The 23,326-nt window shown below is 31.0% G+C and carries 14 protein-coding genes and 1 pseudogene; 5 read left to right on the top strand and 10 right to left on the bottom strand.

Annotated features, from left to right (window positions below; translation table 11 throughout):
- Window positions 1-230: 230 nt before the first annotated feature.
- The 3 genes from guaA to bshC are packed head-to-tail and all read right to left on the bottom strand — an operon-like array spanning window position 231 to window position 4,816.
- Window positions 231-1,766 carry a glutamine-hydrolyzing GMP synthase gene (gene guaA, locus A8C32_RS11390; RefSeq protein WP_069830556.1) on the bottom strand — a complete coding sequence of 512 codons (1,536 nt, stop codon included), beginning with the start codon at window positions 1,764-1,766 and terminating at the stop codon, window positions 231-233.
- 60 nt (window positions 1,767-1,826) lie between these two features.
- Window positions 1,827-3,197: a pyridoxal phosphate-dependent decarboxylase family protein gene (locus tag A8C32_RS11385; protein ID WP_069830555.1), complete on the bottom strand. Its 1,371-nt coding sequence runs from the start codon at window positions 3,195-3,197 to the stop codon at window positions 1,827-1,829.
- 14 nt (window positions 3,198-3,211) lie between these two features.
- Window positions 3,212-4,816, bottom strand: coding sequence for a bacillithiol biosynthesis cysteine-adding enzyme BshC (bshC, locus tag A8C32_RS11380; protein ID WP_069830554.1), 1,605 nt, complete (start codon window positions 4,814-4,816; stop codon window positions 3,212-3,214).
- Between the two features lie 284 nt (window positions 4,817-5,100).
- Between bshC and A8C32_RS11375 the strand changes: the two genes are divergently transcribed.
- From A8C32_RS11375 to A8C32_RS11365, 3 genes are all read left to right on the top strand, one after another.
- Window positions 5,101-6,666, top strand: a complete 1,566-nt coding sequence (locus A8C32_RS11375) for an alkaline phosphatase PhoX (protein WP_069830553.1) — start codon at window positions 5,101-5,103, stop codon at window positions 6,664-6,666.
- A 10-nt stretch (window positions 6,667-6,676) separates the two neighbouring features.
- Window positions 6,677-8,470: a cytochrome-c peroxidase gene (locus tag A8C32_RS11370; protein ID WP_069830552.1), complete on the top strand. Its 1,794-nt coding sequence runs from the start codon at window positions 6,677-6,679 to the stop codon at window positions 8,468-8,470.
- Window positions 8,471-8,658: 188 nt separating this feature from the next.
- Window positions 8,659-9,921: a carboxypeptidase-like regulatory domain-containing protein gene (locus tag A8C32_RS11365; RefSeq protein WP_069830551.1), complete on the top strand. Its 1,263-nt coding sequence runs from the start codon at window positions 8,659-8,661 to the stop codon at window positions 9,919-9,921.
- A 15-nt stretch (window positions 9,922-9,936) separates the two neighbouring features.
- Here the strand turns inward: A8C32_RS11365 and A8C32_RS11360 are convergent, their stop codons facing one another.
- From A8C32_RS11360 to ychF, 7 genes are all read right to left on the bottom strand, one after another.
- The gene (locus A8C32_RS11360; protein WP_069830550.1) at window positions 9,937-10,785 is read right to left on the bottom strand and encodes a CPBP family intramembrane glutamic endopeptidase; all 849 of its coding nucleotides are present in this window, start codon (window positions 10,783-10,785) and stop codon (window positions 9,937-9,939) included.
- Between the two features lie 134 nt (window positions 10,786-10,919).
- Window positions 10,920-13,598 carry a DNA gyrase/topoisomerase IV subunit A gene (locus A8C32_RS11355; protein ID WP_069830549.1) on the bottom strand — a complete coding sequence of 893 codons (2,679 nt, stop codon included), beginning with the start codon at window positions 13,596-13,598 and terminating at the stop codon, window positions 10,920-10,922.
- Window positions 13,599-13,803: 205 nt separating this feature from the next.
- On the bottom strand, window positions 13,804-14,142 hold the full coding sequence (locus A8C32_RS11350; protein WP_069830548.1) for a hypothetical protein: 339 nt from the start codon (window positions 14,140-14,142) through the stop codon (window positions 13,804-13,806).
- A 54-nt stretch (window positions 14,143-14,196) separates the two neighbouring features.
- Window positions 14,197-16,050 (bottom strand): DNA topoisomerase IV subunit B, encoded by a 1,854-nt coding sequence (locus tag A8C32_RS11345; protein WP_069830547.1) that lies wholly within the window; start codon window positions 16,048-16,050, stop codon window positions 14,197-14,199.
- 218 nt (window positions 16,051-16,268) lie between these two features.
- Window positions 16,269-17,168: a DMT family transporter gene (locus A8C32_RS11340; protein WP_069830546.1), complete on the bottom strand. Its 900-nt coding sequence runs from the start codon at window positions 17,166-17,168 to the stop codon at window positions 16,269-16,271.
- A gap of 149 nt (window positions 17,169-17,317) precedes the next feature.
- Entirely contained in the window at window positions 17,318-17,779 is a 462-nt protein-coding gene (locus A8C32_RS11335; RefSeq protein WP_069830545.1) for an SRPBCC family protein, read from the bottom strand.
- Window positions 17,780-18,008: 229 nt separating this feature from the next.
- Window positions 18,009-19,103 carry a redox-regulated ATPase YchF gene (gene ychF / locus A8C32_RS11330; protein WP_069830544.1) on the bottom strand — a complete coding sequence of 365 codons (1,095 nt, stop codon included), beginning with the start codon at window positions 19,101-19,103 and terminating at the stop codon, window positions 18,009-18,011.
- 506 nt (window positions 19,104-19,609) lie between these two features.
- Here ychF and A8C32_RS11325 point away from each other — a divergent pair.
- Together A8C32_RS11325 and A8C32_RS21115 are read left to right on the top strand one after the other, a co-directional pair.
- Window positions 19,610-22,234 carry a TonB-dependent receptor gene (locus A8C32_RS11325; protein WP_069830543.1) on the top strand — a complete coding sequence of 875 codons (2,625 nt, stop codon included), beginning with the start codon at window positions 19,610-19,612 and terminating at the stop codon, window positions 22,232-22,234.
- Between the two features lie 467 nt (window positions 22,235-22,701).
- Window positions 22,702-23,326, top strand: a pseudogene (locus A8C32_RS21115) (transposase); the annotation flags it as partial.

Here is a 23,326-nt window from a genome sequence, read left to right as displayed (position 1 = left end):
TTTTCTTCTAGATATAAGTAAATACCTTTTCTTATTTAAAATAATCGTAATAAAATAAATCAGCTTTATTATATACGTTCAATCTTGATTTTAAAGACGTAAACCCTTTGATTTCTCTCAGGGTAAAACTTTCTTTATATTTTTAACTACACAGAGTATGCCAAAAATATAAAAATACTATAATGTATAGACCTTACTCCACTATAGCAGAGCAACGTCTTATTTGTTTTTTACTCCCATTCTATTGTTGCAGGAGGCTTTGAACTAATATCGTAAACTACTCTATTAACGCCTTTTACCTTATTTATTATATCATTTGATGTTTTTTGTAAAAACTCATAAGGCAAGTTTACCCAATCTGCTGTCATACCATCTGTACTTTCTACAGCTCTAAGTGCAACACATTTTTCATAAGTTCTCTCATCACCCATAACACCTACACTATTTACGGGTAACAACATAGCTCCTGCTTGCCATACTTTATCGTATAAGCCCCATTCTTTTAATCCATTTATAAAAATAGCATCTACATCTTGTAAGATACGTACTTTTTCAGCTGTAATATCGCCTAAAATACGAATACCTAAACCTGGACCAGGGAAAGGGTGACGACCTAAAAGTTCTGGATCAATACCTAAAGTAGCTCCAACACGTCTTACCTCATCTTTAAAAATAGCTCTTAGTGGTTCCACGATTTTAAGTTTCATAAAATCTGGTAACCCACCTACATTATGGTGACTCTTAATTGTTGCAGAAGGTCCTCCTGTAGCAGATACACTCTCTATAACATCAGGGTAAATAGTTCCTTGTGCTAACCATTTTACATCTTCCAACTTATGTGCTTCATCATCAAAAACCTCAATAAATGCATTACCTATAGCTTTACGTTTTTTCTCTGGGTCTTTAATTCCTATTAAAGCATCTAAAAAACGTTTGGAAGCATCAACGCCTTTGACGTTAAGTCCCATACCTTCGTATTGATTAAGAACACTCTCAAATTCGTTTTTTCTAAGTAACCCATTATTAACAAAAATGCAATATAGGTTCTTACCTATAGCTTTATTTAATAAAACCGCTGCTACTGTAGAATCTACACCTCCAGAAAGTCCTAAAACCACTTTATCACTTCCTACTTTTTCTTGAATAGCTGCAACAGTTTCTTCAACAAAAGAATCTGGTGTCCAATCTTGATTAAGTCCAGCTATGTTAACTAAAAAGTTTTCTAAAAGTTGTTTTCCATCTGTTGAGTGATACACCTCTGGATGAAATTGAATTGCAAACGTTGTCTCTCCTTCAATTTTATAGGCCGCATTTTTAACATCATTCGTACTTGCTAATAAAACGCCTTTTGTTGGTAAGCTTTTTATAGTATCACTATGACTCATCCATACTTGACTTCCTTCATTTATATTATTGAAAAAAGCCTCATCATTTTTAATAAATGACAGATTAGCACGTCCATATTCTCTAGTATTTGATGGTGCTACTTCTCCTCCGGAAAAATGTGCTAAATACTGAGCGCCATAACAAACAGCTAGTATAGGTTTTATTCCTCGTATTTTTGATAAATCTGGATGTAAAACATCCTCTCCTCTTACAGAGTTTGGACTACCAGAAAGAATTACAGCCCTGTATTCTTCTAAGCTTGTTGGAATTTTATTAAATGGATGTATTTCGGAGTAAATGTTGAGTTCCCTAACTCTACGGGCAATAAGTTGAGTATATTGCGATCCGAAGTCTAAAATTAATACCTTATCATGTTGCATGCGCAAAAATAGGAATTGATTTTATAATGGCGAATTAGGATTAACCTTTTTTTATTTTTTTTATACCATAGAATCCAAAATATCTTCAATATCCTTTTCTGTAGTATCTGGATTAATGAAACAAAAACGAGATACAGTTTCATAATTATCTCCGTTTTTCCATTTTGTAGGAGTTATTAATGCAAAACCTTTTTTATGATTTTCATACGTCCAATGCGTATAATCTTCTGGTTTCCAGCCTATCCTTCTATATAAAACGCAAGACAAACTTGGGTCTCTTACCAGTTCTACATGTGGACTTTTTGTTATCATCTTACCTGCTATTAATGCTAATTCAATACCCCTTTCAACAGCCTCTTTATATCTATCTGTTCCATGTGTTGCTAACGAAAACCACAAAGGCAATCCTCTAACCCGACGTGTTAACTGTATTTGATAGTCTGTAGGATTAAAACCGTGTGCTCCTTCATCTTTAAAAATATCTAAATAAGACCCTTCTTGTGAATGGGCTTGTTTTGCCAATTCGGGTTCTTTATAAATTACTGCACCACAATCGTAAGGAGAAAACATCCATTTATGAGGATCTATAGTTATGCTATCTGCTTTTTCTATACCATTAAATAAATGCCTTACCGAATCTGCTGCTAATGCTCCGCCTCCATAAGCTGCATCTACATGAAACCATAATTTTTCTGTTTCACAAACCTTACCCACTCCTTCTAAATCATCAATAATACCAGCATTTGTAGTGCCTCCAGTAGCAACAATTGCAAATAAACGTTTTCGTTGTTCTTCGGTTAAACTAGCAATTGTTTCCTCTAAGTCTTCTCCTGTTAAACGTTCTTCTGAATTAACCAAAATAATATCTACATCGGCTACTTTTGCCATGGCTTTTATAGATGAGTGCGCACCATTTGATGTTATTATTAAACCTTTCTCTCTTTTGAAAGCATCATTTTGCCTCCAGTACTCCCTAGCTGTAACAATTGCTGAAAGATTTGCTGCTGTTCCTCCACTTGTAAATACACCAAAAGCGCCATCTGGTAAGCCAGTTAATGAAACAATCCATTTCATAGCTTCATTTTCACAAAAAATACCTCCAGCTCCTTCCATCCAATATGCTCCATGAATACTGGATGCCGATGTCACTAAATCGAACATAATAGCCGCTCTAGTTGGTGAAGCTGGCACAAATGCTAAATGTCTTGGATGGTCTATTGGCACATTGGCTTTCATTAAGTATTTTTTCCATAAACTAAAAGCATATTCTCCTCCAACACCTTTATCTGTAATTGTATCTCCAACCAAAGCTTTTAATTCTTCTGCTTTTTTTGGCTTTCCTATTTTTAGTTTTGTAGATGATATTCTATCAATGGCATATTTCATGACATCTAAAGTCATCTCCACCAACTCCATATCTATTTTATGCATACTTAAAGATTACATTACATGTTTAAAATTAAAAACTCTCCGCGTAAAGGCTTTAAATGTTTAATAAGCGTAGGTAACAATGCTTTACCATGCTCTAAATAAAACTCAGAGAAATTAGTATTACGTTCTTGTAAGCTTTGACCTGGAAATAATTCATTTTGAAGCTCGGTCATCCTAAAAACTTGATCGGATAATTTCTTTTTTTGTGCTTTTAACAAACGTTTCTCAAGATTAGCTAATCCTTTTAATTGTTTTATTTCTTGAGCTTTGACAGCTCCTAAAAATGATTTATCTGTCTGTTCAGCTGTTTTATACAAATCTTCAAACTGCTGTTTTAAATGCTTTATTTGTAATGAAAAATCAATACTAATATTTGATATTTCTCTTACTTTTTTATTAATAAATGTATCTCGTTTTAAAAAGAGATCCTCTTCCGAAATATTTAACTTTTGAAGTTTCTTATATTGGTTTTCAGTTTGAATTAATACTGAATTTCTTAATAATAATATAGGAAAAGGTACCTTAACCTCCTCAAAAAAATATTTTAACTCAAACCAATAAGCTAATTCTCCCCCTCCACCTATATAGCACAGATTTGGCAAAATAACTTCTTGATATAGTGGGCGCATAATTACATTAGGCGAAAATCGTTCTGGAAAGTCTGAGACTTCTTTCAGTATTTCACTCTTACTCCAAGATATATTGGTATTAACGACCTTATAGATATCATCTTCAAAAACAATACGCTCTCTTAAATTTTCCTTTAAGTAAAATAAATTTATTTCTCGAGGGTTTACTTGTATTTTATATGCTTCAGATAATACACTAATTTTTTTATTGGTTTCTAAAACTGCTTTATATGATGTTTGATTTAACAATTCATCTTCAATATAAGGAACAAACTGCTTTTTTAATTCAGCTTCATTCGCATCAATAACTACTAATCCATAATCTTTAAATAATTCATTCGCTAAAAAACGTGTAGCATCTGCCAGGTTATGATGCTTAATATATGCTTCTTCAAAAAGCATTTTTAAATAATTTGCATTTTTTGTATTTCCAAATTCTTTTGCTAACAACTCAAAAATTTGTTTTAAGCCTTCTGTAGATAATTCTCCAACAGCTCCTTTAGCATCTCTATTCCAGTGTACTTTTTTTCCTTTAAAATTAAAATAATTAATTTCCTCAAAATCATGATCTTCAGTAGCCATCCAATATACAGGCACAAAATTATCTTCTGGATAAGTTTCTTTTAATTCTTTTGATAAGTTAATAGCAGAAACTATTTTATATAAAAAATAAAGAGGTCCTGTAAATAAATTTAATTGATGTCCTGTAGTTATTGTAAATGTATTACTAAACTTTAAATTATTAATATTTTGAAGTGTTAACTCAGAGGCTTCTATATTCTGATACTGTTCTTTTAAAACTGAAACTAAAGTTTCCCTAGATTGAGTTTGAAATGACTTTCGCTTTTCTTCTATTTGAATTTTAAAATTATCAAGGTTTGGAAAACAGCTATAAAACTGACTTAATTCTGATTTTTCATCTAGGTAATCACATATTAATGATGAAAAGTAACCTGTTCTATAAAAAGGGATATTATAAGTGTTTGTCACAAAAAATAGTTTTAACAAATGTAATTCTTAGTAGGCTCTCTAACCAAATCCTAACATATTTTTAACTAAATATATAGTTAGTATATACTTAGATTTCTTTTAAAGATTAATACACTCATAATATACTTCAACAAATCTATTATAATTATTAATAGTTATGTAACCTTATTAACATTACTATAACCCTAAATTAATAAAACCACATTAGTAACTTAACAAACATTGGAATCGTTAATGATAATTTTGTAAGGAAATAATAACCACAAAAATATCCTTATCAAATTATGAAAAAATTACTACAACTTTTTTTACTATCACTGGTAATAACCTCCACTAGCACAATATTAACGAGCTGTGACGTAGAAGATGGCAAAAATGGTCTTGATGGAATAGACGGAAAAGACGGTGAAAATGGAGAAGATTTCACGCCTACTCCAGATGAGTTAATTGCCTTACAAGCTTCAAAAACTCCAAACTTTTTAAAAATAGATGCTACTTTTTCTTCTTCTATTAATGTAACTCCAATTTTATCTTCTGAAGATGTATTAGAAAGCACACCTGAATTCGTTTACGGTTCTATGGCAGATGGAGCTGGTTTATTAGCTGAAGCTGATGGTACTTTTACTTTAATTAATAATATAGAAGCAGATTATTCTATAGCTAGAATTAAATTAAATAGTGATTTAAAACCTATGCATGGTGAATATATTTTAAATGCTTTTGCAACGGCATTTACAGCACAATGTTCTGGTTCTTTAGTTACACCAGAAGAGCATGGGTTTGGTCCAATGTATTTATCTGGTGGAGAATGGGGAGGCTCTTCAAAAGGTGTTTTTGCAACTAATCCATATAAATCTGCAGACAATGCAGATGTAGCGGTAATGCTACCTAAACTAGGTCAATGGTCTACCGAAAATGCTGTTGTAATTGGAAAAAATGCTTTTGCAGGAAAAACAGTTGCTTTTATAGGTGATGATCACGCAGACAACTCAGTCCCTTCTGGTCAATTAGGAATGTATGTAGGTAATAGAGGTGATTTAAGCAACGGTAAATTATACGGCTTAAAAGTAACTACTGCTGGTGTAAACTTTGAAATCGATATGATTGAAGGCACCGAATATCAAGCTGAGTTTGTAGAATTAAATGAAACTCAACTTGATTTATTAGATGCAGAAGCTAAAAGTAAAGGTGTTATGGGTTTCTCTAGATTAGAAGATATTGATTGGAGAAAAGGTTCCCCTTCTAACGAAAGAGAAATTTATTTTGCTGTAACTGGTCGTGACAAATCAGACTTAATTGGCAAAGGAAGTCGACTAGGACGTGTATATAAAGTTGTTTTAGACAGAAATATGTTAACTGTAGATGACAAAAATGTGCCTCATAACAGATATTTAAAAGCTAAAATAACTTGTGTGTTAGATGGCGATAAAGTTGGTGGTAAAGCAGATGGTTTCCACTCTCCAGATAATATTTTAGCAACAGAAAATTATGTTTATATCCAAGAAGACCCTAATGGATACGCTTCTTTAAATCCAAACATTACAGGTTACGCTAAGTTATACCAATATAACTTAACTACAGAAAACTTAAAAACTGTTTTAGAATGTGATCAAGAAGAAGCTGCTAAGCAAAGCTATGGTAATACTTCTAAAATGTGGGAAATAACAGGTATGATTGATGTTACCGAAACTGTTAATAACGGAGAAAACACATTCTTATTAATTACACAAAACCATGGTTGGGAACCTGCAGATGGCTCTGCTTTTACAGATCCTAAAGCAAACTCTGTTATAGAGGGATCAAGAAAAGAAGGTTCTGTTTTACACGTAATTACAGGATTAGAAAGATAATAAATTCTCTATGAATAAAAACTTATTTATTATAAGAGTAAAGGCATATACAACATGTATATGTCTTTTGCTTTTAACAGGAATTGCTTGTAAAAAAGAGCAAACATATATAGAACCTATTTCTTTAAGTGGTGAAATAGAAAAGATATTTAATTCGGAATTAAGTATTTGCATTAATACTTTAGACTCAATAACAAATTCTAAAAACATAAAAAAAGAAATAGACCTTTACAAGAAAGCAAGAATGCATTTCAAACTTGCTGAGCCCATTCTATCTTATGTGGATCAAAATAATTATAAATCTTTAAATGCTCCTAACATTTTACAGGTTTCTGAAGATGATCCAACAGACATTAAAATAAAAAAACCTTTTGGTTTTCAGGTAATCGAAGAATTGCTACATGAGCCTACTATAGATTCTTTAAAGCTTAAAGAAATTATTACAATTACAAGTAGTAGATTGAAATTGGTAAGAAAGAACACTCGAATCAATTTAAGAGATTATCATATTATTTGGTTACTAAGACATCAAATTGTTCGTATCGCAACTACAGGTATCACTGGCTTCGATTCTCCTGTTCTAGGTCAATCCTTATTAGAAAGTAATTATACCTATCAAACATTGGAGGAAATAATAAAATTAACTGAAACTAAATTTAAGTCGAAAGCATTATACAGCGATTTTTTAAACTCAATTTCTAAAGCAAGACAAGCCCTAAATAATGATTTTGATAGTTTTGATAGATTTTCTTTTATTAAAAATCATATTCACCTACAACTAGAACTTCTTGTCAATACCCAAAAGGACTGGAATGTTAAATTTCCTTTTGAATTAGCTTTATCGAACGAGTTGACCTCTCTATTTTCCGAAAAAACGCTGAATAGCAATTTCTTCTCAGATTACAAATCTGATACAACCAACCTAAAACAAAAAATAGACTTAGGAAAAAAATTATTTAAAGATAAAAACCTTTCTAAATCGAACAATATGGCTTGCGCTACTTGCCATATAAAAGAAAAAGGTTTTACAGATGGTAGAGTTACCTTTAATAATAAGCAAACAAGAAATACCCCTACCCTAACTTATGCTACATACCAACAACTATACTTTATGGATGCTCGTGCCGGAAGTTTAGAAGGACAAATAATTGGTGTTGTTAATAATCATGATGAATTTAACATGTCTATGGATTCTATTATTTTTAGAGTAAAAAAGAATAAAGAATATAAGCACATGCTAGATTCTTTATACAACAATGGAAGAGACAATTTTAATATTAGACATGCTATTTCATCTTATGTTAGAACCTTAAACCCTTTTAACTCTAAGTTTGACAACAATATTAATAATAAAGAAGCTACTTTAACAGCCCAAGAAAAAAGAGGATTCAACTTATTTATGGGTAAAGCTGCATGTGCTACTTGCCACTTTCCTCCAACATTTAATGGCACTGTGCCGCCAAATTTTACAGATACCGAATTAGAAATCATTGGCATCCCAAAAACTAACTCTAACAAAGAGTTATCTCATGATTTAGGTAGGCAACATATTTTTAATACTACAGAAAGAAAAGGAGCATTTAAAACACCAACTATTCGAAATATAGAAAAAACAGCCCCTTATATGCATAATGGTGCTTACAATTCTTTAGAAGAAGTCTTAGACTTTTACGACAAAGGAGGTGGAGCTGGTTTAGGTTTTAACTTACCATTACAAACTTTACCTTTTGATAATTTAAATTTATCTGACGATGAAATAAAAGCTATAATAGCCTTTATGAAAACTTTAAACGATAACTATTAATAGTTATCGTTTAAAGTTTTATAGAACTACATCCAGTTAGTAATTAACACAAAGTATGATTAGAAATTTATGGTCTTTTAAATAAAAATGTTAAAACACCAAGTTAAACCTCATAAAATACACCTAAATTACAACAACTTAACATTATTTTTTGTATTTTAAAGGAAGCTATTCAAACTACCCTCGTCATGAAAAATAATATCCTAATAATACTAAAAATAGTATTCATACTTTTTATTTCAAATACGATATATCTAAATGCTCAAAACACAGCATCTATTAAAGAAATTAAAGGTATTGTAGTTGATCAAAAAACTAAAGCGCCTTTAGTTTTTTGTAATTTAATTATAGATGGTTCTAATATTAGCATGATTACAAATAATGATGGTGAGTTTCTTTTAAAAATACCCAAAAACTATATAGATGGCGTTTTAATTATTTCTCATTTAGGTTATGAAAAAAAAGAAATAAACATTTCTTCTCTAGAAAACAAAACACGAATAACTTTAGTTCCTGCTATTACAGAGCTAAATACTGTTAATATAATGGCAAAACCATCAAACCCTAAATCTCTGGTGTTAGAAACATTAAAAAAGAAAAGTTCTATTTATAATAATAACAATACGTTAATGACTGCCTTTTATAGAGAAACTATAAAAAAAAGGAGAAGAAATGCATCGTTATCTGAGGCTGTTGTAAAAATACACAAGCAACCCTACTACAACTTAAGAAAGGATAAAATTGAATTAATTAAAGCTAGAAAAAAAACAGATTATACAAGACTAGATACTTTAGTGCTAAAACTTCAAGGCGGCCCTTTTAGTAATTTATATACAGATATTATAAAATATCCTGAATTTATTTTTACCGAAGAAAGTGTAAATTATTATGACTTTAAATTTGATAAATCTACTAATATTAATGGTAAGCTTGTTTATGTTGTAAATTTCAAACAATATAAAACTATAAAAGCTCCAATGTACTATGGGAAACTTTATATTGATGCTGAAACGTTTGCACTTATAAATGCAGTTTATAGTTTAAATGTTAAAAACAAGGCGCTTTCTAGGGATCTATTTGTGCGCAAAAAACCAAAAAAGGCAAATGTATACCCAACAAAGGCAGCTTATAGGGTTAACTACAGAATTCAAAATGGTAAATGGCATTATGCCTACAGTAATATCCAATTAACTTTTAAAATAAACTGGGAAGACAAATTATTTAATAGTGTTTACACATTAAATAGTGAAATGGCTATAACAGATTGGGAAATTAAAAACTCAAAAATTGTTAAAGTCAAAAACAAAATGCTATACCCTACAACGATATTAATGCAACGTGCTTCCGGTTTTTCAGACCCTAAGTTTTGGGGTGAATATAATATTATTGAACCTGAAAAATCTATTGAATCTGCTATTGCAAAAATACGTAAGCAATTAAAAAAGGCATAAATAAAGTATTTATTATTATTTAAGAGCAGGATAAGAAAATAGTAAAAGGTGAAGTAAATTAAATCCAAAATGTAAAAGTATAGAGCTTTCAATTCTTTTTGATTTATAATAAACATAGCCATAAAACATTCCTGCCAACGAAGCCAAAACGATATAAGCTATACCTCCACTAAAATGTGCTAATCCAAATGCTAAAGAAGCTATTAATACGCTTAAAACTAAAGCATATTTCCCTGATAATGAATCGTGTATTCTTTGTTGAATCAGTTTTCTAAATATAGCTTCTTCAGCCATACATGTAAAAAATAAGTTGACAAGAACCCAGACGGGAGTAAAATAAGGTAGCTTTGGCTCAAATTTACTATAACCTAATACAGTTGCCAAAACAAAGAAAATAAGCCCCATTAATAAAAGGTTTATAACTACTAATTTTAAAATTAGTAGAAATTCTACTTTTTTATACTCCAAGCAAAAGCCAATTATAAACATCCCTACTATAGTTTTATCTAAATTGAAATACAAACTATAAGGACTAGAGCTACCTGTTAAAATAATATTGCGTAAATACCTATAATTATTAAAGTCAAGAATTGAGAAATGAAAAGCTAAAGGGATAGATAAAGCTAATATTAAAAAGAATAGTAGTATATATTTTTTTTGATAATAGTAATAGACAGAAAAGCCTAAAACTATAGTATAAACTAATGAAAAAAACGAAGCTTTTTCGTTAACTATAGCTAAAATGAATGAAATCGTTAAAAAAAACAGCCATAGAGGTATTCTTTTTAGTAGTTTGAATTTTGTTCCTAAAGAAAAAACACCACATAATAATAAGCCATAAATTGCAATAATACTTATGTCCATAATTTCAAATTATTCACAATTTGTTTAAACATGAATAGTTACTACTCGTGTGGGACGACCATCCAATAATTTAGGTTAAATTATTGGATGGTCGTATATTATATGAATTCATTCTTCTATTTATGCTTTCACAGTTAAAATAATGCTGTTTGATCTTCATTGTCATCTTCTGTAGGATTAGATTCACTCTTGCCATTTACATCTCCAGCATCTGTTGAAGATGAATTAGTTATCGTTTCTCCTTCTTTGACTTGAACTTCTACTTCATCTACAACCTCTAAGTCGTCTGCATGTACTTCTTCTGGAGCTTCATATGGTAATGGATCTAATAAATTTACTTGATTAACTTTCTCTCTTGTCAGTTGATTACCTAGTGCGTTTATTCCTTTAATAGAAATAAACTCCTCAAGGTTAACTTCTAAATTATCTTTTCTATCTTTTCCTCGTTCCTTAACAAAAACAACCTCGGCCATAGGCTTCCAGTCTGTAGAAACAATTTCTAATTGCGAGTTTGGGTGATCTGAAATAAACGATTCTTCTCTTCCTTCCTGCTCTATTAAAAAACGTTTTACATAATACATTTCTTTTTCGCCATTATAATAGATCGCTGATATTGGCTTTTTAGGTAACCATTTTTCCATAATAATCATAGTATTATCAAAATGCATGGTCACTTCTGGAGTAACTGTTTTAATTACCCCAGATTGTGTGATGATAAGTAATTTATCTTCACCTCTAAATTCACCTATTAATTCTCCTCTTCCATCAACATTTAAACGCTGAACGGTATCATCAAACCAAATTTTTCTCGGTTTTAAAGTAGAAACACCTTTCTCTTTTAACTCTACACGCTTTACAGGATATTTTGTTACCACATTTCCTTTTGAAACACGGCCTTTTATAAGGATATCGGCAAAATCAATATCCCATTTTAATTTCTTAACACTTCCCGCTTGTTTTAGTAAAACTGTAATAACTTCAGCTTCACCATTTGGATTTGCCGAAAAATACAAGCAAACTGATCCTTTATTACCATTTGTTAAATCATATTCTTTATCACGGGTAACTCCAGTAACGGCAAAGCGCTTAATATACGATGATCCATTTTTACCATCACGATAAATCATATTGTAAATAGTACGCTTATCTTTCTTCTTGAAGACCGCAATATGAATAATATCTTTACCTATAAAAGTTTTAGTATCTACTTTGGTAATCATCATTTTACCTTCTTTTGTAAATACAATAATATCATCAATATCACTACAATCTCCAACATATTCATCGCGACGTAATGAGGTACCTATAAAACCTTCTGCTCTGTTTACAAAGAGCTTAGTATTTCTTATAACAACCTTCGTTGCATCAACATCATTAAAAGCTCTTATTTCTGTTTTACGTTCTCTACCTTCTCCATATTCCTTTTTAAGCCTCATAAAATAAGCAATAGCATAATCAATAAGATTAGCTAAATGATGCTTAACCTCAGCTATTTGTTCTTCTAAAGCATCAATTTTTTGTTGTGCTTTATCTATATCAAATTTAGAAATACGTTTGATTCGGATTTCTGTTAATCGAACAATATCTTCTTCGGTTACAGCCCGTTTTAAATGTTTTATATGTGGTTGTAATCCTTTATCTATTGCTTTTATAACTCCTTCCCAAGTTTCTTCTTCTTCAATATCTCGATAGATTCTATTTTCAATAAAAATACGTTCTAAAGATGCAAAGTGCCATTGCTCTTCAAACTCTCCCAACTTTATTTCTAGTTCTTGTTTTAAAAGCTGAACAGTGTTATCTGTTGAACGGCGCAACATTTCTGATACTCCAACAAATAAGGGTTTATTATCTTCGATAACACAACCTAAAGGAGATATAGAACTTTCACAACTTGTAAAAGCATATAAAGCGTCAATCGTTTTATCTGGTGATAATCCAGACGGTAAGTGTACTAAGATTTCAACTTCTGCGGCTGTATTGTCTTCTATTTTTTTAACTTTAATTTTCCCTTTATCATTAGCCTTTAATATAGAGTCTATTAATGACGTTGTTGTTGTGCTAAAAGGCAACTCCGTTATAACTAAGGTATTTTTATCTAATTGCGAAATTTTTGCACGCACACGTACTTTCCCTCCTCGTAATCCATCATTATAATTAGAAAAATCGGCAATTCCTGCGGTTGGAAAATCAGGAACCAAAGTAAAACGTTTTCCTTGTAAATGCTTAATGGAAGCATCTATAAGCTCAATAAAGTTATGCGGCAGTATTTTAGTCGATAAACCTACTGCAATACCTTCTCCACCTTGCGCTAACAATAAAGGAAACATAACAGGTAAATTTACAGGCTCTTTTCTTCGACCATCATAACTGGCTTGCCATTTGGTAATTTTAGGATTAAAAACGACATCTAATCCAAATTTAGAAATACGAGCTTCAATATAACGAGATGCTGCAGCTCGATCTCCTGTTAAAATATTACCCCAGTTTCCTTGAGTATCAATTAACAAATCTTTCTGTCCAATTTGTACCATAGCATCAGCAATACTTGCATCTCCATGTGGGTGATATTGCATGGTATGCCCTACTATATTCGCTACTTTATTATAACGTCCGTCATCTAAATCTTTCATAGAATGCATGATACGACGTTGCACTGGTTTAAAACCGTCTTCTATAGCGGGTACTGCACGTTCTAAAATAACATAAGAAGCATAATCTAAGAACCAGTCTTTATACATACCCGTGACTCGGGTAATAGTTTCTTGAGGCTCGCCTTGTTCATTAGTTAAATCATCGTTTTCTTCTTCTATCATTAATAGCTGTTATTTTTTGGGTTTGCCATTAAGCAGTTTCTTTGCTTGTTTTCTTCGTCTCTTTACTGCATCTCCTATCGTATTAGGTAATACAGTTGAACGGAATCTTTTTTTTAAACCTGTTTTTTTCTTATTATATAACATACAATTCTAAATTTAGTGAATTCCTGCGCAGACAAGAATCTTATTAATTTAATTTCTAAATCTATTTTCTTCTAATCATATATGAATTAAAAGATTTCGTGGCACTCATTTGTTGTTGCCAAAAAAGAATTGGGATTACTAAAACAGCCAAAGCTATTCCTCTAAAAGAAATCCACAATATAATTGTAGCTAAAATTGCTATTACCAAACCTATAAACATAACAATTTTACTTGACTCAGCCTTTATATCGTTAACATACTTTTTTTCAACATGTCCACAATTTTGACAATTAACATTAAACTCTTCACCCTTTTCCATTTGCAAATCTGGTCTGGTTGATGCGCTAGATTTAATATTTATATTACTTTTACAAGATTTACAATATGTATATAGGTTCATTGTTTATAAACTTTTTATTTACTCCAAAATACCACCTGCTTTAGCAGTATCACGTTAGTCCTCAATTAAATCCATCTCCACCTTTAAATTCTCAATAATAAATTCTTGTCGTGTTGGCGTATTTTTACCCATGTAAAATGATAACAATTCTTCTATGGACATATTATCATCTAACATAATTGGGTCTAAACGAATATCGTCTCCTATAAAATGCTTAAACTCGTCTGGCGAAATTTCACCTAAACCTTTAAATCGAGTTATCTCAGGTTTTGGTTTTAATTTCTCTATAGCATTAACACGTTCTTCTTCAGAATAACAATAGATGGTTTCTTTTTTATTTCTTACACGAAATAAAGGTGTTTGTAATATATATAAATGGCCTTCTTTTATCACTTCAGGAAAAAACTGAAGAAAGAAAGTTATTAATAATAAACGAATGTGCATCCCATCGACATCGGCATCTGTAGCTATAACCACATTATTATAACGCAAATCTTCTAGGGATTCTTCTATATTTAAAGCAGCTTGCAGGAGATTAAACTCTTCGTTTTCGTATACAATTTTTTTAGTTAAACCATAACAGTTTAAAGGCTTTCCTTTTAAACTAAATACAGCTTGTGTATTTACATCTCGTGATTTTGTGATACTTCCCGATGCTGAATCTCCCTCAGTAATAAACAAAGTACTTTCTAAATTTCTTTGATTTTTAGCATCTCCAAAGTGTACTCGACAATCTCGAAGTTTTTTATTGTGTAGACTTGCTTTTTTTGCTCTGTCTTTTGCTAATTTTCTTATTCCTGAAAGTTCTTTTCGTTCGCGTTCTGCTTGTAAAATTTTACGTTGAATACTTTCGGCTGTATCTGGGTTTTTATGCAAATAGTTATCTAGATACTTTTTAAGAAAATCACTTATATAAGTTCTAACCGTTGGTAAATCTCCTCCCATATCGGTAGACCCTAATTTAGTTTTAGTCTGACTCTCAAAAACTGGCTCCATAACTTTAATAGCTATAGCACTTACAACTGATTTTCTAATATCTGATGCATCATAATTTTTACCATAAAACTCACGTAATGTTCTTACTAAAGCTTCTCTAAAGGCATTTAAATGCGTTCCTCCTTGCGTCGTATTTTGTCCATTTACAAAACTATTGTATTCTTCGCTATACTGTGTTTTACTATGTGTTAAAGCGACTTCTATATCATCTCCCCGTAAATGAATGATTGGATATAACAAATCAGATTCATTAATTTTTTCACTTAATAAATCTTTTAATCCATTCTCACTAAAAAACTTTTCACCATTAAAAACTATGGTTAACCCTGGATTAAGGTACACATAATTTTTAAGCATTTTAACGATATACTCGTTTCTATACTTATAATTTTTAAAAATTAAATCATCTGGAATAAAAGATACCTTAGTTCCCTTTCGGCGTGATGTTTCTTCTAAAAATTCTTGATTTATTAAATTTCCTTGCTCAAATTCTGCGGAAGCGCTTTTACTATCACGCGTAGATTCTACTCTAAAAAACGAAGACAAGGCATTAACTGCCTTTGTACCAACTCCATTTAACCCTACAGACTTTTTAAAGGCCTTAGAATCGTACTTTCCTCCTGTATTCATTTTAGAAACGACATCAACAACTTTTCCTAAAGGAATACCTCGACCATAATCGCGCACAATAACTTTTGTTCCTTGAATGGAAATCTCAATATTTTTACCAGCCCCCATAACAAATTCGTCAATAGAGTTATCTAGTACTTCTTTTAACAATATATATATACCATCATCTGGTGAAGATCCATCACCAAGTTTTCCTATATACATCCCAGGACGCATACGGATATGTTCTTTCCAGTCTAGTGAACGTATATTATCTTCGGTATAATTAGATTGTTCTGCCATTAAAGTTGATGTTATTTCTAAGATAGAATGCTAATATAGCATAACAAAACAAAAAATAAAAACAGGAAGCATACAAAGTAATTAACAATAAAAAATCAAAATTACTGAGAACACATAACTACCCTATTTATCATACGAAAGTACCACAGTAATACATCTTAATTTTTTCTCCATTTCTTGATTACAAAAAAGAAAAGAAAACAGATATTAAACTACTTCTATTTTCCTTTTTTTAGAGACACTAATACAATACCTAGTATAACTACTAAAGCTCCAAATAACTGTAATAAGGTTAGTCTTTCATTTAAAAATATAGCGGCTAAAGCAATAGTAGATACTGGTCCTACTCCTGCTACAATAGCAAAATTTGAGGAATTTATCATTTTTATAGAAGTCGACACTAAAAACGATGGTATCACTGTTGCAAAAACAGCTATTAGAAACCCTAACACATAAACTTCCCATGTAAAACTAAATAAATTAATCTCACTTATAATATTATAATGAATAAATACACAAACACAAGAAACAATCATAGCATAGGCAGTAAATTTCATCACACCAAATTTAGGAATCAACCAATCACTACCTACTAAATAAGAAGCATACGTTATCGCACTTAATAATATAAATACGCCTCCTAAATAAGTATCACTTCCAGATATAGCAACCTCATCCCAAAATGCAATAACAATCCCTAAATAGGTTAAAGCTATAGCTCCCGATTGAATTTTTGTAATAACTCGTTTTAAAAATAATTTATTTAATAAAATAACTATAGTTGGATATAGGAATAAAATGATGCGTTCTAAACTTGCCTTTATATATGTAAGACCAACAAAATCAAAATAACTTGCCAAATAATAACCAACTAAGCCAAAGAAAATAACCCAAGTATAATCTTTTTTATTTAGTAAAACATCTTTATTTTTATTACGGTATATATAGGCTATAAATACATAAAAAGGAAAAGAAAACAACATTCTTAATAATAGTATACTAATAACGTCTACCTCATACTTATAAGCTAACTTAACCATAACTGCTTTAGAAGAAAAAAGAACTACTCCTAAAACCCCAATACCTATACCATACCAAAAATTTCTTGTTGCTTGCATGCATCAAAAATAATACTACCTTTAGAATCAACTATTTTGAGTAACTATATAATTACGATGTTCAAAACGTACGTCTTTAAAACAGTAAAAAAAGAAAACAAAAGTAATCTACTTATTACAAACAAGTTACTTCTTAGAATCACAAAAGTTTAGACACGAACTAAAGACTCTGCTTTTTCTTTTAAAATACTATTTCTTATTTCTAAAAGATTAGTCATATACCTTTTTAAAAACAACCAATTAGCAAACTTTCCTAAAATATAAAAAGGAGATTCAAAATGGAATTCATCTATCATTATAGTTAATCCATCTTTTTCTTGAAAACGATGTTCATGACGGAATGATTTAAAAGCTCCAAAAATCATTTCATCTACAAAATAATATGGCGCTTCTAATTCTGTAATTTTTGATGTTAGATGTTGTACAAATCCAAAATGCTTAGCTTCCCAGGTAACCGTTTCTCTTAATTCAATCAACCCAGAAGTTTTACCAGATATTGCTATCTCACCAGAATGCTGCATTGACTCTTGGTGTACATCAATATTTCTAGCCAAATCAAAGCATGTTTTGATGTCTGCTTTAATTTCAGTTTTGATTTTAATTAGTGCCATGTGTTTATAATTATAACTTTCATTTTTTGTAAATCAAAAAATGATTATTAATCCAAAGGTCTTTAATAAGGTTAAAAAGCTAGTAATAAAACTCTTAAATAGGAATTTACCTCTCTAACTTTTATAGCTTTTAAAAATTTATTTTACACTTTGGGGCACCAAGTATACTTTCAAAAAAATTAAAAACGAAATATTCAAAAATATGAATAATAGGTACTATAAAAACTAATTACACATTAAACAAGAAATGCATCACATCTCCATCATTAACCACATAATTTTTTCCTTCAACACGCATTTTACCTGCTTCTTTAACTTTTGATTCACTACCATAAGCTACATAATCGTTATATCCAATAACTTCAGCTCTAATGAACCCTTTTTCAAAATCAGTATGAATAACACCTGCTGCTTGTGGTGCTGAGGCTCCTACATCGATAGTCCATGCACGTACTTCCTTAACTCCAGCCGTAAAGTAGGTTTGTTGATTTAACAACTTATACGCCGAACGAATTAATTTAGATGCGCCTGCTTCCTCTAATCCTATATCTTGAAGAAACATTTGACGTTCTTCATAATCTTCTAACTCATTAATATCTGCTTCAGTACCTACTGCTAATACTAAAACCTCAGCATTTTCATCTTTAACAGCTTCTTTTACTTGCTCTACATAATCATTACCAGAAACAGCAGCACCTTCATCTACATTACATACATACATAACTGGTTTATCTGTAATAAACTGCGATGGCACAACAAAATCTACATAATCTTCCTCACTAAAATCTAATGCTCTAACAGAAACACCAGCTTCTAAGCCTTCTTTTATTTTTAATAAAATAGCCTCTTCTTTTTGCGCCTCTTTATTACCCGTTTTTGCAGCACGTTTTACTTTATCTAGTTTTTTATCAACCGTTTCTAAATCTTTAAGTTGTAATTCCATATCGATAGTTTCCTTATCTCTAATAGGATCTACACTACCATCTACATGTACAATATTATCATTATTAAAACATCTTAAAACATGTAAAATAGCATCTGTTTCTCTTATGTTTGCTAAAAACTGATTTCCTAAACCTTCTCCCTTACTTGCTCCTTTTACCAAACCTGCAATATCAACAATCTCTACGGTTGCTGGTAATACACGTTCTGGATTCACCAATTCTTCTAGTTTTTCTAAACGTGGATCTGGCACATTTACTACACCTATATTTGGTTCTATTGTACAAAATGGAAAGTTTGCACTTTGCGCTTTTGCATTTGATAAACAATTGAATAAGGTTGACTTTCCTACGTTTGGTAATCCTACAATACCTGCTTTCATATTCCTTTCCTTGGCTCTTTATTTAATAAAGAGTGGTTTAACTTTTTATTTAAAATATATTCTTTTAACCTCCTTATACCACTAATAATGGTTTTTAAAGATTCATTTTAGAAATGCAAATATATACTATAATATATACTATTTTAAAATTTTTATTAGATTCTACAAATCAGCTAATTATTAAACAATAATTTCTATTTACTTTATAAAAAACAAGCATAAAACACTACACAACAATACTTTAAAACATCTTTTCATTGTAAATTTATTTTAGGCCATTAATAGCCATGACTTGCTTTGTCGTTAAAGCACATAAAACCTCTCGATTAACTTGTTAAAAAATATTTAACGAAACTTGTTAAATATCAGCATAATCAACATTCAATATCTTAAAATTCGTTATTTTATTATTAAAGTCTACATATTTTGAAGTAAATTTTACATAAATTGTACGCTTTTTAATTCAAAAACCTCATTTATTAATTTAACCTATTAAAAACGATTACATGAAAAAACTATTATTTTTTTTTTATTTCTTAACAGCTGGAATGGCATTTGCTCAACAAAATGTCTCTGGTACTATTACAGATTCTAGTGGAATCCCAATCCCTGGAGTTAACATTTTAGAAAAAGGAACATCCAATGGAGTAACATCCAATTTTGACGGAAAATATTCAATTTCAATTAACCAAAATGCAGCCTTAATTTTTAGTTATGTTGGTTATGCTACCGAAGAAACTCTTGTTAACGGGAGAGCTATTATAGATATAACAATGTCTGACGGAGAAGCACTAGATGCTGTTGTTCTTGTAGGTTCTCGTAGCCCAAAACGTACTGCTGTAGATACCGCTGTAGCTATAGATGTTATAGATATTGCTGAAGTATCTACCCAAATTGGTAAGGTAGAGTTAAACCAAATGCTACAATATGCAGCGCCTTCATTTAATGCCAATAAACAATCCGGCTCTGATGGTGCCGACCATATAGATCCTGCTTCTTTACGTGGTTTAGGTCCAGACCAAACATTGGTTTTAATTAATGGAAAGAGAAGACACCAATCTTCCTTAATTAACATTTTTGGAACTAGAGGAAAAGGAAATACAGGTACAGACCTTAATGCTATTCCTACCTCTGCTATTAAAAGGATAGAAATTCTTAGAGATGGAGCTTCTGCACAATATGGATCTGATGCTATAGCAGGGGTAATAAACATTGTTTTAAAAGACAAAGTTGATGAATTAACAGGAACCGTAAGCTATGGTACTTTTCTCAATAATCCAGATGGAGATTTCCCAACTGGCACCCCTAATACAGATGGCTTTAGGTTAGACACCGATAAAGATGGTAATGTTTTAGGTGAAGATAAAGATTTTGATGGAGCTTCTGTAAAAGTTACAGCTAATTACGGCTTTAAAATTGCCGACGAAGGTTATGCTAACTTTACCACAGAATACCTAACTAAAAATAAAACATTACGTCCTGGTTATGATTTTAGAAAAGGTTTTGGAGAGGCTGCTATAGATGGTTTTAATTTCTTTGGAAATTTAGCTATTCCTTTAGCCGAAAACACCGAATTCTATGCCTTTGGTGGTCGTAATTTTAGAGATACCGATGCTTATGCTTTCACTCGTAACAATCCTACAGAAAGAATTGTACAAAGTATTTACCCTAATGGTTTTACTCCTAGAATTACATCTATAATTCTAGATAATTCTATTTCTGCAGGAATAAGAACAACAACCGATAGTGGCTGGAAAGTAGACATTAGTAATACTTATGGTAAAAATAACTTTCATTATTTTATAAAAGGTACTTTAAATGCTTCTTTAGGAGATGCATCTCCTACCGATTTTGATGCTGGTGGACATAGCTTAAGCCAAAATACTATAAACTTAGATTTTTCGAAATACTATGATAACGTTTTAAGCGGAATGAGTTTAGCGTTTGGAACTGAATACAGAACAGAAAACTTTATCATTTTTGCTGGTGAAGAAAATTCTTGGGGAACTTACGATACTAATGGATTATTAATTGTAGATTCTGAAAATCAAACACAATCAATAGATCCTGTAACGGGACAACCTAGACCTGGAGGCTCTCAAGGTTTTCCTGGCTATAGTCCAGATAACGAAATAAACAGAAGTAGAAGCAACTTATCATTATACGCCGATGCAGAATTTGACTTATCTGAGTCCTTTTTACTAAGTACGGCTGCACGTTTTGAAAACTACAGTGACTTTGGTAGTGCTTTTAACGGGAAATTAGCTGCTCGTTTAAAAGCTACAAATAATATTAACATAAGAGGATCTTTAAGTTCTGGTTTTAGAGCGCCCTCTTTAGCTCAAATTTACTATAATTTACGTTTTACTAACTTTTCTGGTGGCACAGCATCAGAATCCTTATTATCTCCTAATAATAGTCCAATAACTGCTTCATTTGGTATAGAACAACTTAATGAAGAAAAAGCGCTTAATGCCTCATTAGGTTTTACTGCCAAATTTGGTGATTTCACGGCTACAGTAGACGGGTATTATATTAATATAGAAGATAGAATTGTACTAACTGGAAACTTTCCTGCCCCACAAATAGACAATGTAGAAACTGCTCAATTTTTCGTTAATGGTGTAGATACTAAAACTACAGGTCTTGATATTATTTTATCATGGAAAAACAATTTAGACAACGATAGCTCTATTGGAGCTACATTTTTAGCCAATATTAATGACATGAAAATTGAAAGCATTAATAATAAATCTTTAGATGAAGCTACCTTTTTTGGCCCACGTGACAGAGCTTTTTTATTAGCATCTGCACCTGATAACAAATTAAGTTTAAACCTTAATTACAACAAAAAATGGTTCGATACAGGCGTATCTATTACTAGATTTAGTGACATTGAATTAGTGGATTACGGTGGGGCTATTGATTATTACGAAGCAAAAATAGTAACAGATCTTAATTTAGGTTTTGAATTATCTGAAAACTTAAAACTAAATGTAGGTGGAAACAATTTACTTAATGTATATCCAGATCAACAAGGACCAGATTCAGACTCTGGAGGTTATTGGGATGCTGTTCAAATGGGCTTTAGTGGTTCTTATTACTATGCCAATCTTAATTTTAAATTCTAAAGAAGTTTTTTTTAAAACATACTAGTGACTAATTCCCTTAAGAGGTCTCTAAAAAGTTAATTTTCTTTTTAGACGACCTCTTTTACTTTCTATAAGATAAGACTCATCTACTAATGCATTTAAACGTCATTAACCTAATAACCTGATTTCAAACTAAGTAAACTAACTTTCAATTATACAGTTTAATGTCATAGTATCTGTTAATCATATTATAGTTCTTACATAAAAGCTTAAGAATTGATTATTTCAAGCTATAAACCACTAAACATACTAGATTCTTTCTTAAATAGATATACCACTTAAAACACCCCAAAGCATAACATGAATAAATAGAAGCTTTCTTTGGAAAGGAATTAGTTAAGCATAAAAAATACCTCAGTAAAATTACGAGGCTACTGAAAAAGTCACGAACTTAAATAAAAGCGGTAAGTATTTTAGATACTTGCCGTTTTTTGTATTTTGTATTCATGATAGTTCAACAGGAATCTCTTCGGTTAAGCGAGTACAGTTCTTTATATGATTTAATTGTTCCTAACACTAATTTGTTAAGGCGTATCAATGATTTAATAGATTTTAATTTCATCTATGAAGAACTTCAATCAAAATATTCTCAAACTCTAGGCAGAAAAACAGAAAGTCCCATAAGACTATTCAAATATCTTCTGCTAAAAGTAATTTATACCATTTCAGATGTAGATGTAGTGGAGCGTTCACGCTATGACATGTCCTTTAAATATTTTCTAGAAATGTTACCCGAAGAAGATGTTATTGATTCAAGTACCTTAACAAAATTGTCGCAGACAACGTTTGAAGGATACTAATTTATTAGATATGCTTATCAACAAAACGGTAAGTATTGCTATTGAAAAAGGTATTATTACATCAAAATCAATTATTGTAGATGCTACCCATAGTTTATCAAAATCGAACCCCATTTTAGCTATAGACGTTTTACGGGAACGTTCAAAACAACTTCGCAAATCAGTTTATGCTTACCAAGAAGATTGGACCTGTAAGATGCCGGTCAAGAATCAGGGCAATGATTTAGAAAAAGAACTAACTTACTGCAAGGAATTAGGAACCTTATTAGAT

Origin of the sequence: Flavivirga aquatica (genome assembly GCF_001747085.1) — a bacterium.
GTDB classification, from domain to species: domain Bacteria; phylum Bacteroidota; class Bacteroidia; order Flavobacteriales; family Flavobacteriaceae; genus Algibacter_C; species Algibacter_C aquatica.
Note: the sequence above shows the minus strand (reverse complement) of the source record. Positions and strands in the feature narration are given on the sequence as shown.